This is a genomic window from Pseudoalteromonas sp. R86517, assembly GCF_042466295.1.
GTDB classification, from domain to species: Bacteria; Pseudomonadota; Gammaproteobacteria; order Enterobacterales; family Alteromonadaceae; genus Pseudoalteromonas; species Pseudoalteromonas atlantica.
This window is the reverse complement of the sequence record NZ_JAXHCB010000001.1, coordinates 1,842,944-1,853,777: the sequence shown is the minus strand read 5'-3', so window position 1 is coordinate 1,853,777 and position 10,834 is coordinate 1,842,944. Positions and strand designations below refer to the sequence as shown.

General features: G+C 41.4%; 10 protein-coding genes and 8 tRNA genes. All 18 read left to right on the top strand.

Annotated features, from left to right (window positions below; all coding sequences use genetic code 11):
• The first annotated feature begins 43 nt into the window (after window positions 1–43).
• The 18 genes from ruvC (at window position 44) to nadA (ending at window position 10,766) form a co-directional block, all read left to right on the top strand.
• Window positions 44–568, top strand: coding sequence for a crossover junction endodeoxyribonuclease RuvC (ruvC, locus tag SJY38_RS08295; RefSeq protein ID WP_004587270.1), 525 nt, complete (start codon window positions 44–46; stop codon window positions 566–568).
• Between the two features lie 2 nt (window positions 569–570).
• On the top strand, window positions 571–1,188 hold the full coding sequence (gene ruvA / locus SJY38_RS08290; protein ID WP_089347320.1) for a Holliday junction branch migration protein RuvA: 618 nt from the start codon (window positions 571–573) through the stop codon (window positions 1,186–1,188).
• Window positions 1,189–1,195: 7 nt separating this feature from the next.
• Window positions 1,196–2,203, top strand: coding sequence for a Holliday junction branch migration DNA helicase RuvB (gene ruvB / locus SJY38_RS08285; RefSeq protein ID WP_004587272.1), 1,008 nt, complete (start codon window positions 1,196–1,198; stop codon window positions 2,201–2,203).
• A gap of 1,278 nt (window positions 2,204–3,481) precedes the next feature.
• Window positions 3,482–4,186 (top strand): protein TolQ, encoded by a 705-nt coding sequence (gene tolQ, locus SJY38_RS08280; RefSeq protein WP_377109599.1) that lies wholly within the window; start codon window positions 3,482–3,484, stop codon window positions 4,184–4,186.
• Complete coding sequence (gene tolR, locus SJY38_RS08275; protein WP_004587274.1) at window positions 4,173–4,604, top strand: protein TolR; 432 nt, start codon at window positions 4,173–4,175, stop codon at window positions 4,602–4,604. The genes tolQ and tolR overlap by 14 nt, the downstream gene beginning before the upstream one ends.
• A gap of 4 nt (window positions 4,605–4,608) precedes the next feature.
• Complete coding sequence (tolA, locus tag SJY38_RS08270) at window positions 4,609–5,535, top strand: cell envelope integrity protein TolA (protein WP_024032176.1); 927 nt, start codon at window positions 4,609–4,611, stop codon at window positions 5,533–5,535.
• A 9-nt stretch (window positions 5,536–5,544) separates the two neighbouring features.
• Entirely contained in the window at window positions 5,545–6,903 is a 1,359-nt protein-coding gene (gene tolB, locus SJY38_RS08265; protein WP_377109598.1) for a Tol-Pal system beta propeller repeat protein TolB, read from the top strand.
• Window positions 6,904–6,939: 36 nt separating this feature from the next.
• A complete protein-coding gene (gene pal, locus SJY38_RS08260) occupies window positions 6,940–7,482 on the top strand; it encodes a peptidoglycan-associated lipoprotein Pal (protein ID WP_004587277.1) in 543 nt (180 codons plus the stop codon).
• Between the two features lie 13 nt (window positions 7,483–7,495).
• Window positions 7,496–8,245 carry a tol-pal system protein YbgF gene (ybgF, locus tag SJY38_RS08255; RefSeq protein ID WP_377109597.1) on the top strand — a complete coding sequence of 250 codons (750 nt, stop codon included), beginning with the start codon at window positions 7,496–7,498 and terminating at the stop codon, window positions 8,243–8,245.
• 219 nt (window positions 8,246–8,464) lie between these two features.
• Window positions 8,465–8,540, top strand: a tRNA-Lys gene (locus SJY38_RS08250).
• A gap of 72 nt (window positions 8,541–8,612) precedes the next feature.
• Window positions 8,613–8,688: transfer RNA gene (locus tag SJY38_RS08245), tRNA-Lys, on the top strand.
• Window positions 8,689–8,760: 72 nt separating this feature from the next.
• Window positions 8,761–8,836, top strand: a tRNA-Lys gene (locus SJY38_RS08240).
• Between the two features lie 71 nt (window positions 8,837–8,907).
• Window positions 8,908–8,983 (top strand) — tRNA-Lys (locus SJY38_RS08235).
• Window positions 8,984–9,054: 71 nt separating this feature from the next.
• Window positions 9,055–9,130 (top strand) — tRNA-Lys (locus SJY38_RS08230).
• Between the two features lie 71 nt (window positions 9,131–9,201).
• Window positions 9,202–9,277 (top strand) — tRNA-Lys (locus tag SJY38_RS08225).
• 73 nt (window positions 9,278–9,350) lie between these two features.
• A tRNA-Lys gene (locus SJY38_RS08220) sits at window positions 9,351–9,426 on the top strand.
• 73 nt (window positions 9,427–9,499) lie between these two features.
• A tRNA-Lys gene (locus SJY38_RS08215) sits at window positions 9,500–9,575 on the top strand.
• Between the two features lie 150 nt (window positions 9,576–9,725).
• Window positions 9,726–10,766, top strand: a complete 1,041-nt coding sequence (gene nadA, locus SJY38_RS08210) for a quinolinate synthase NadA (RefSeq protein WP_004589501.1) — start codon at window positions 9,726–9,728, stop codon at window positions 10,764–10,766.
• Window positions 10,767–10,834 lie beyond the last annotated feature (68 nt).

Here is a 10,834-nt window from a genome sequence, read left to right as displayed (position 1 = left end):
CATTATTACCGTTATTGAAAAATAACAATAATGAGTGTGCTGTTTGGCCATTATTTTAGGGATAGACCCAGGTTCGCGTTTAACCGGTTATGGTGTGGTTGCGCATCAAGGCGCTAAATTTACCTATTTAGGAAGCGGGTGCATTAAATTAGCCGAGCATGAGTTCCCCATACGATTAAAAATGATCTACCAAGGGATCACGCAAATAATAGAGCAGTTCTCCCCCGAAACCTTTGCCATAGAAAAAGTATTTATGGCGCATAACCCGGATGCCGCGCTAAAACTTGGCCAAGCCCGAGGAGCCGCCATAGTGGGAGCCTCTATGGCCGACTTACCCGTATTTGAATACTCAGCACGGCAAATTAAACAAGCCGTGGTAGGCAATGGCGGCGCCGATAAGTCGCAAGTGCAACACATGGTAAAAAATATTTTAAAATTACCTGGCACACCGCAAGCCGATGCGGCTGATGCGCTTGCCATTGCAATTTGCCATGCGCACTCAGAACAAAATTTAATAAAACTAGCGGGTAGCGCAAGCAAAACCGTTAGAGGACGTTTAAGGAAATAAATATGATTGGCCGTTTAAATGGCATTTTAGTTGAAAAGCAGCCGCCCGAAATTTTATTAGAAGTAAGCGGCGTAGGCTACGAAGTACAAATGCCCATGACCTGTTTTTACGACTTACCCAATATTGGCGAAAACGCCATAGTGTACACGCACTTTGTAGTACGCGAAGACGCACAACTATTATTTGGCTTTAATAATAAAACCGAGCGTGCGCTTTTTAGAGAACTATTAAAAGCAAATGGTGTGGGCCCCAAACTAGGCTTAGCTATTTTGTCGGGCATGTCGGCGCAGCAATTTGTTAGTTGCGTAAACAACGAAGATGCCACAACATTGGTTAAATTACCGGGTGTGGGTAAAAAAACCGCTGAGCGTTTAGTGCTAGAAATGAAAGACCGCTTAAAAGATTGGGGTAACGATTTATTTACGCCATTTAGCGATAATGCCGTTATAGAGCCTCCTAGCGATGCAACAATTGCCAATAATGCTGCAGACGATGCCGTATCGGCACTTGTCGCGCTTGGTTATAAATTGCCACAGGCGCAAAAAGCAGTAAAATCGGTAAGTAAACCCGATATGTCTACTGAGGTTCTTATTAAAGAATCTTTAAAATCAATGTTGTGAGTAACCCATGATTGAAGCTGATCGTTTAATTGACGCGAGCGAAAAAACCAACGAAGACACCATAGACCGCGCAATAAGGCCCAAGCTTTTAGCCGACTACAAAGGTCAGCCGCATGTTAAGCAGCAAATGGAAATATTTATAGAGGCAGCACGCAGCCGCGGTGAAGCGCTCGATCATCTATTAATATTTGGCCCGCCGGGCTTAGGTAAAACCACGCTTGCTAATATTGTTGCCAATGAGCTTAATGTAAGTATTAAGACCACTTCAGGCCCAGTACTTGAAAAAGCCGGCGACCTTGCTGCATTGCTTACCAATCTTGAAGAAGGCGACGTGCTGTTTATTGATGAAATACACAGACTCAGCCCACAAGTTGAAGAAATACTTTACCCCGCAATGGAAGATTACCAACTCGATATTATGATTGGTGAAGGCCCCGCTGCACGCTCTATTAAATTAGACTTACCGCCGTTTACGCTTATTGGCGCGACGACACGCGCAGGCTCACTTACCTCACCACTAAGAGACCGTTTTGGTATAGTGCAGCGCTTAGAGTTTTACTCAGTAGCTGACTTATCACATATAGTGGGGCGCTCTGCACATTACCTAGATTTACAAATGTGCGACGATGGCGCTACCGAAATTGCAAAACGCTCACGAGGCACACCGCGTATAGCAAACCGTTTATTACGTCGTGTGCGCGATTACACGCAAGTAAAATCAGATGGTACAGTAAATGCCTCCGTTGCTGAGCTTGCCCTTGATATGATTGACGTAGATAAAAGCGGGTTTGATTACATGGACCGTAAATACTTACTTGCCATTATCGAAAAATTTATGGGTGGGCCTGTAGGGCTAGATAATTTAGCCGCCGCCATAGGCGAAGAAAAAGAAACCATTGAGGATGTGATTGAGCCGTTTTTAATTCAACAAGGTTTTATACAGCGCACACCGCGCGGGCGAATTGTGTCAGACAATGCGTATCATCACTTTGGTTTACTCCCGAAACAAGATTAACCCCTCTTTAGCCTGTTACAGTAAATGTAGCGGGCTACTTCCTCTGCTAAATGTAATACCAATTTGCAATAACACTTAATCATTTTGCGAGGCAAACGTGTCGCTACCTGCGTTAAAAATTCTCATTTACGACTGTATGCAGAAGGTATAGCAGTGCAGGAGCAATTGCCAAGAACAACGAAATAGCGAAGTTTTTGCCTAGCTATCAACACGTTTTTCAAGCCTCAACATAGCTCACTTAATTAAGAAAATTAGTATAGTTTTTTAAAACTTACTCAGCTTTCATCCACTTTGTTGCAAATGTAACCAATAAATTAAAATCGTTTTGTAATTCACTTAACGTTAAGACTGGCGTGGCTATGCTGCGTACCATTAAAACCAGTTAGCTTTAAAACAGTAGCAGCATAAGAGATTAGACGTGGCGCTAATTGTGTTAAAAAATTTTACCTTGTTATAAACATGCTTTTTACTGAAAGTAGATAATTTAATGATACGAATTGGTAAAAAAAGATAGTAAATACACCGTTGGTAATTAAACAGATTGTGTAATTTATACCGGTTGTATGCCAAGTTAGCGGTAAAATTTAGGCAAAAAAAAGCCCGCATATAATGCGGGCAAACAACAAGTTGAAGGAAGTAATCCAGGGAACTACGTTTTACTTAATCAGGTTTTATCCAAAAAGAGTAAAACAATGTAATACGATTAAAAATCCTATTACTAAGAACTTGGCTTAATGAAAAATGTTTCATTCAGTGCGTAAGCTCGGTATGGGAGAATAATACGGAATAAGTATTTTTTGTTCAAACTAGAAAATTTAAAATTTCAGATAAGAAAAACTAATCTTATGAATTTTTTTGTTGTTCGAATCTTGTACGTTAATTATTCGTTAACTTTATAAGTGATTGAAAATTAATAAATAACTGGTCTGAGCTGTATTGTTACAGTATTAGTTATATTAGTACATGCAATGTGGCGTGAATTACTTTTGCGTGCTTATGCACTTTTTATGAATAAACGGTGCGTTTTATTAAGTTTACTGCGTATATTTACGCACTTTTGTAGTATTAAGTTGTGTTTTACTAAACGCGGTAGTCGCGTTTTAGAAACAAACAAGCGATTAAGCGTATGTTTAACGTTTTTTGTTGCCAATTCATAGCAATATCGTTGTCAGTAAACCCTTGACTCGATACACTAGATGCAACTTATGGCCGTTACAATGGTCTTATTTACACAAAATAACCAAATTGACGTTTTTTGAAATTATTTAGGAGTTTAACGTGGGATCAGGGCTTAATTTTTTAGATCTAATTCTAGAAGCCAGTTTGCTTGTGCAGTTAGTAATGCTAGCGCTAGTAGCAATGTCTGTTATGTCATGGGCAATTATTTTTCAGCGCAAAAAAGCAATTAGCGACGCCTTGTCTGATGCAAAAAAATTCGAACAAAAATTTTGGTCAGGTATCGACTTAAGCAAACTATACAACGAAATCTCATCACGTAGCGGTCAATCTCATGGTATTGAAGCGTTATTTACATCTGGCTTTAAAGAATTTGCACGCCATAAAAAGAGCACCTTTCAAAGTGCTGGCATTGTAATGGAAGGTACGCATCGCTCTATGCGTGTGGCGCTGTCGCGTGAAATTGAAAAACTAGAATCGAGCTTATCGTTTTTAGCAACAGTGGGTTCGATTAGCCCATATATCGGCTTATTCGGTACGGTGTGGGGTATTATGAATGCCTTTATTGCACTTGGTGAAGTGAAGCAAGCAACATTACAAATGGTAGCGCCAGGTATTGCTGAGGCACTTATTGCAACGGCAATGGGCTTATTTGCGGCTATTCCGGCTGTTATTGCGTATAACCGCTTTGCTAATAAAGTTGAAAAACTAGAATCACACTACATCAACTTTATGGAAGAATTTGCCAATATTTTACACCGTCAAGCAGCTACCCAAATAGAGGCTAAAGCGAATGTATCAGCGTAAGAAGCGCCGTCCGGTCGCAGAAATTAATGTAGTACCTTACATTGATGTAATGTTGGTATTGCTAATTATATTTATGGCAACAGCACCGCTTATTACTCACGGTGTGAAAGTTGATTTACCAAAAATGGAAGAGTCGGATTTAGTTGATACTAAAGACACGCCACCCATTATTGCCTCGATTGACTCGGCAGGTAAGTACTATGTAAGCATAGGCACTGATCCAGAAGAGCCAATGGAAGCACTTGATGTGGCCGCGGTTATTAAGCTACAGCTAATGAAAAACCCTGATGTACCAGTAATGATTAAAGGCTCTGGTAAGGTTTCTTACCAAGAAGTGTTGTTATTAATGGACTTTTTAAAGAATGCTGGCGTACCATCTGTGGGTTTAATGACAGAATCCTTTGAGGGGACACAGTAGTAACATGAATAGTTCTATAATCAAGTCAGTACTTTTACATTTAGGTTTAGGGGGCTTTTTGTGGGCAACTGCAAATATACATCCACCGGCACCTAAAGTAATGGAAGTGACTCTTAATTCGGCTATTCCTGAGCCTGATAATGCGGTTTCGGCGGTCACGGTTGATCAAAAACAAGTTGAGCAAAAAATTGCTGAGCTACAAAAAAAAGAAGATGCTAAAAAACGCGCTGAAGATAAACGCATTCGCGACTTAGAACGCAGAGCCGCCAATGCACGTAAACAACGTGAAGCTGAAGCGCGTAATATTAAAAAGCTAGAGCAACAGCGCAAAGCAAAAGAGAAAGAAAAAGCACAAGCTGAGGCTGAAGCTAAAAAAGCGCGCGAAATTGAACAAAAAGAGCGTGCTAAAGCAAAACAAGCTGAAAAGCAAAAGCAAGAAGCTGAAAACGCTGCTAAAGCTGCTGCAGATAAACGCAAAGCAGAAGAAGAGGCACTGAAAAAAGCCGAAGCAGAGCGTAAAAAGCGTGAAGCAGAAGCTAAAGAACGTGCAAAAGAAGCCGAGCGTAAACGTCAGCAAGCGCTGCAAGAGCAAATGTTACAAGAACAACTTGCTAAAGAGCAGGCTGCACGTAGTAAAATACGCCAACAGCAAGTAGTGAGCGAAGTTGATAAGTATCGTGCTTTAATTATGGCGCGCATTCAGCAAAACTTACTGATTGATGAAAAAATGAAAAACCAACAGTGTCGAGTAAATATTCGTCTTGGGTTTAATGGTTTAGTAACGCAAGTTAAATCGTTAGGGGGTGATAAGCTAGTGTGTGAAGCTGCACTGAGAGCTGTGCGCATGGCCGATACATTACCTGTATCTAAAGACAAAGACGTATTCGAGCAACTTAAGAATATTAATTTAACAATCAAGCCAGAATTTTAAAGGAATGATATGTTCAGCAAAATTAAAATAGCCTTTGTAGTTATATTATTAGGGTTTCAGGGTGTAGCAAATGCGGCACTTGAAATTGTAATAACTGAAGGTGTAGACGGCGCACGTCCTATTGCCATTGTGCCTTTTAAATACAACGGTGTTGGCCCAATTCCACAAAAATTGAGCGATGTAATTGCTGCCGATTTAATGCGCAGTGGTAAGTTTAAACCGGTAGATGTATCACAAATGCCACAACTTCCTAATAAAGACGGCGACATTGACTACGCAGCATGGGTAAACCAAGGTGTAGAAGCGGTTGTAGTAGGCGAGGTAGAGCAACAAACTGATGGGCGTTACTTAGTACGCTACGAATTAGTTGATGTTATTCGTGGGCAAATTACCGGTGGCCAAACTCAAATGATGAGCAGCGGTAAACTAGTAAAAAGCCAAGACCATATTTTAGAAGCGCGCGAAAGCGTAATTGGTGAAAGTGGCTTTCGCCGATATTCACACCGCATAAGCGATGTAGTATATGAAAAGCTAACCGGTGAAAAAGGCGCGTTTTTAACTAAAATTGCTTATGTAATTGTACGTGAAGACCAAGCTAAGCCATACCAATTAGTGGTTGCCGATTACGATGGCTTTAACGAGCAAGTATTATTGCGCTCAAAAGAGCCGTTAATGTCGCCAGCTTGGTCACCAGATGGTACTAAGCTTGCGTATGTTACGTTTGAAAACCGCCAAAGCCAAATTTACATTCAAGACCTATACTCAGGTAAGCGTGAGCTGATCACTAGTTACCGCGGTATTAACGGTGCACCGCAGTTTTCACCAGATGGCAAAAAAATGTTATTGGTGCTTTCTAAAGATAAAACAGGTGCAACCGAAGTTTACGTTTTAGATTTAGCAACCCGTAAAGAAACACGCCTTACACGCCACCGTAGTATAGATACTGAACCATCTTGGTATCCAAATGGCCAGGATATTGTGTTTACATCTGAAAGGGGTGGTAATGCCCAGATTTATAAGTTAAATTTAAGAACTGGTAGGTCACAACGATTGACCTTCGACGGCGATATGAACCTAGCGGGTTCTATAACGCCAGACAGTAAAGAATTAGTGATGGTTAACCGTACCAACGGGCAGTACCATCTTGCTAAGAAAGAGCTGGCTACAGGCGCGTTTCAAGTATTAACGCGAACTCGCCTTGATGAATCACCGAGCATAGCGCCAAACGGTTCGATGATCATTTATAGCACGCTTCATAATAATAAACAGGTACTCGCGCTGGTATCGATGGACGGTCGCTTTAAAGCACGTTTACCCGTGCTAGACGGACAAGTAAAGGCACCAGCTTGGTCGCCATATTTACAGTAATATTTGCTGGTTTACTCAAAAATAGGAATCTACTCAATGCAACTTAACAAAGTACTTAAAGGCCTGCTAATCGCTGTGCCAGTAATGACATTAGCCGCTTGTAGCTCATCTTCAGATATTGATGAAGGCGCAGCTAACCAATCAAATCAAAGTGCAGTTGAGCAATCAACAAACACGGATACAGTTGAAGTAGCAACAATTTCACCTGAACAACAAGCAGAAGAGCAACTTCGTCAAAAGTATGAAGCGCTTCGTCAAGAACAAATTATTTACTTTGACTTCGACAAAGCAACTGTTGAGAACAAGTACGCAGAATTACTTCGCGCACATGCTGAGTTTTTAGTTCAGAACCCTTCAGTAAAAGTATTAATTGAAGGTCACGCTGATGAGCGCGGTACGCCTGAGTACAACATTGCACTAGGTGAGCACCGTGGCCAAGCTGTAGAAAAATACCTACAAAGCTTAGGTGTTTCTGCTAGCCAAATGTCAGTAGTTAGCTACGGTGAAGAGAAGCCAATGGTTAAATCTCGCACTGAGTCAGCTTTCGCTAAAAACCGCCGTGCGGTACTAGTTTACTAAGATAAGAGATATTATGAAGCCGAAAATTATTTTGGCAGCCATGATATTGAGCGGGAGCACCCAAGTTTTGGCTGCTCCCGCTCCTGTTTCAGAAGCTGCAAGTTCACAGTCGAGCATAGAGAAGCGTTTAGCGTCACTAGAAAACATGATGCAGTCGCGAAACTTATTACAAGTTGAATTACAGCAACAACTTAATCTACTTCAAGATGAAGTAAGCCAAATTCGCGGTGTTACTGAAGAGCAAAGTTATAAACTTGAAAAAGTACTTCAGCGCCAGCGTGAGCTTTATCAAGAAATAGAAAACCGCGTAAGCCAAGCGTATACACAACCCACTGCTGCGCCTGCAACCGATTACACGCAATCGAGCGACGCACAAACCTATAGCAGTGACTTATCTGAAAACGAAGCGTATGAGCGTGCAGTAGCGCTAATAATGAAAGATAAACGCTACGACCAAGCTATTCCTGAGTTTCAAACATTTTTAACAACCTATCCTAATTCTGTGTATGCCTCTAATGCACATTATTGGCTTGGGCAGTTGCTGACTATTAAAAATGATGGTGTAAAAGCAAGTGAGCACTTTAAAGTTGTGGTTAATGAGTTTCCAAACTCAAATAAACGACCAGATGCCATGTTAAAGTTAGGCACGCTTTTACAAGAGCAAGGCCTAAATCAAGAGGCACAAAAAATATTGGGTGATCTAATTAACCAATATCCAAGTACAACTGCTGCAAAACTTGCAACCGAGCGTCTAGCTAATTAGCACGCATTTAAGCGGTGTATTTAAAGCTCAAACTACATAGAAATACTCGGCGAATCTTGTATTTGCATGTAGTTTGAGCACAAACGCTTTAATTTTGCTCACCTAGGCATAAAAACTGAAAAAAAGAGACATTTTCGGTTGCACTCATTTTATAAATAAGTATTATAAGCGCCCGCAGCAAACGAATGGTTACCCCACTCAAAATGCGGCAAAAAGAGCGGGTCATTAGCTCAGTTGGTAGAGCAGTGGACTTTTAATCCATTGGTCGATGGTTCAAGTCCATCATGACCCACCATTCTTTATTAAGGTAAAGATTGGTTCAATCGGCGGATTTACGCAGCTCACTTAAATAGTAAGCACACAGAGCGGGTCATTAGCTCAGTTGGTAGAGCAGTGGACTTTTAATCCATTGGTCGATGGTTCAAGTCCATCATGACCCACCATTCTTTATTTAAGTAAAGATTGGTTCAATCGGCGGATTTACGCAGCTCACTTAAATAGTAAGCACACAGAGCGGGTCATTAGCTCAGTTGGTAGAGCAGTGGACTTTTAATCCATTGGTCGATGGTTCAAGTCCATCATGACCCACCATTCTTTATTAAGGTAAAGATTGGTTTAATCGGCGGATTTACGCAGCTATCTTAAACAGTAGCACACAGAGCGGGTCATTAGCTCAGTTGGTAGAGCAGTGGACTTTTAATCCATTGGTCGATGGTTCAAGTCCATCATGACCCACCATTCTTTATTTAAGTAAAGTTTGGTTCAATCGGCGGATTTACGCAGCTCACTTAATAGTAAGCACACAGAGCGGGTCATTAGCTCAGTTGGTAGAGCAGTGGACTTTTAATCCATTGGTCGATGGTTCAAGTCCATCATGACCCACCATTCTTTATTAAGGTAAAGATTGGTTTAATCGGCGGATTTACGCAGCTATCTTAAACAGTAGCACACAGAGCGGGTCATTAGCTCAGTTGGTAGAGCAGTGGACTTTTAATCCATTGGTCGATGGTTCAAGTCCATCATGACCCACCATTCTTTATTAAGGTAAAGATTGGTTCAATCGGCGGATTTACGCAGCATGTTAATTCTACAATGAATTTAGAGCGGGTCATTAGCTCAGTTGGTAGAGCAGTGGACTTTTAATCCATTGGTCGATGGTTCAAGTCCATCATGACCCACCATTCTTTATTTAAGTAAAGATTGGTTTAATCGGCGGATTTACGCAGCATGTTAATTCTACACAGAATTTAGAGCGGGTCATTAGCTCAGTTGGTAGAGCAGTGGACTTTTAATCCATTGGTCGATGGTTCAAGTCCATCATGACCCACCACTTCTAAAAAATCTCAACTCTCCCCTTATTTTATTTAAATCAGTTTCTTATTTTTATTTATAAACAGCATGCCCAGATAGCTGTTATTTGCCCGTGTATTCTCGTATAATTTGCCGTAATTAATGCACTGTAGATGAAGTGGTCGAGAACATGAGTCTAGCTCAAACTATTATGCCTGAAGGTTATATCTTTCCTCCTAAGCCAGCGCCGTTAACTAAAGACGAGCAAGGCGAATATAAAGCACGTATTAAACAACTACTGCAAGATAAAAATGCAGTGCTGGTAGCCCATTACTACACAGATCCTGAAATTCAGGCACTTGCCGAAGAAACAGGGGGCTGTGTTGCCGACTCATTAGAAATGGCACGTTTTGGTGCTCGCCACGATGCAGACATGATCATCGTTGCAGGCGTACGTTTTATGGGTGAAACCGCTAAAATTTTAACGCCAAACAAAACGGTTGTTATGCCAACGCTAGAAGCAACGTGTTCGTTAGATATTGGTTGCCCTATTGATGAGTTTTCAGCGTTTTGCGATCAGCACCCTGATCGTAAAGTTGTAGTGTATGCAAATACCTCTACAGCGGTTAAAGCCCGTGCAGATTGGATTGTAACCTCATCGTGCGCGCTTGAAATTGTAGAGCACCTAGATGAGCAAGGTGAAAAAATTATTTGGGGCCCAGATAAACACCTTGGTAGCTACATTCAAAAAAATACTGGCGCCGATATGATCATGTGGAACGGCGCATGTATCGTACACGATGAATTTAAAACAAAAGCGCTTAAAGATATGAAAGCCCTGCACCCAGACGCAGGTGTATTGGTGCACCCAGAGTCACCTGCAGAAATAGTGGCACTAGCAGATGCGGTTGGCTCAACCAGTCAACTAATAAAGGCTGCGCAAACAATGGATAACGATAAGTTTATTGTAGCGACAGACCGCGGTATTTTTTACAAAATGCAGCAGCTATGCCCAGAAAAAGAGTTTTTTGCAGCCCCAACAGCGGGTGAAGGCGCGTCATGTAAAAGTTGTGCACATTGCCCGTGGATGGCAATGAACGGCTTAAAAGCGATTGAAGAAGCTCTGATAGACCCTCGCGGTAAAGAAGTGTTTGTAGATATGGACTTACGCGAAGGCGCGCTCAAGTCACTTAATCGCATGTTAGACTTTACAGCTAGCATGGCTAAGTAATTAGCCTAATGCATAAAAACGGTTAAACCTTAAGGTTTAGCCGTTTTTTTATGCCTAAAGTAAATTGC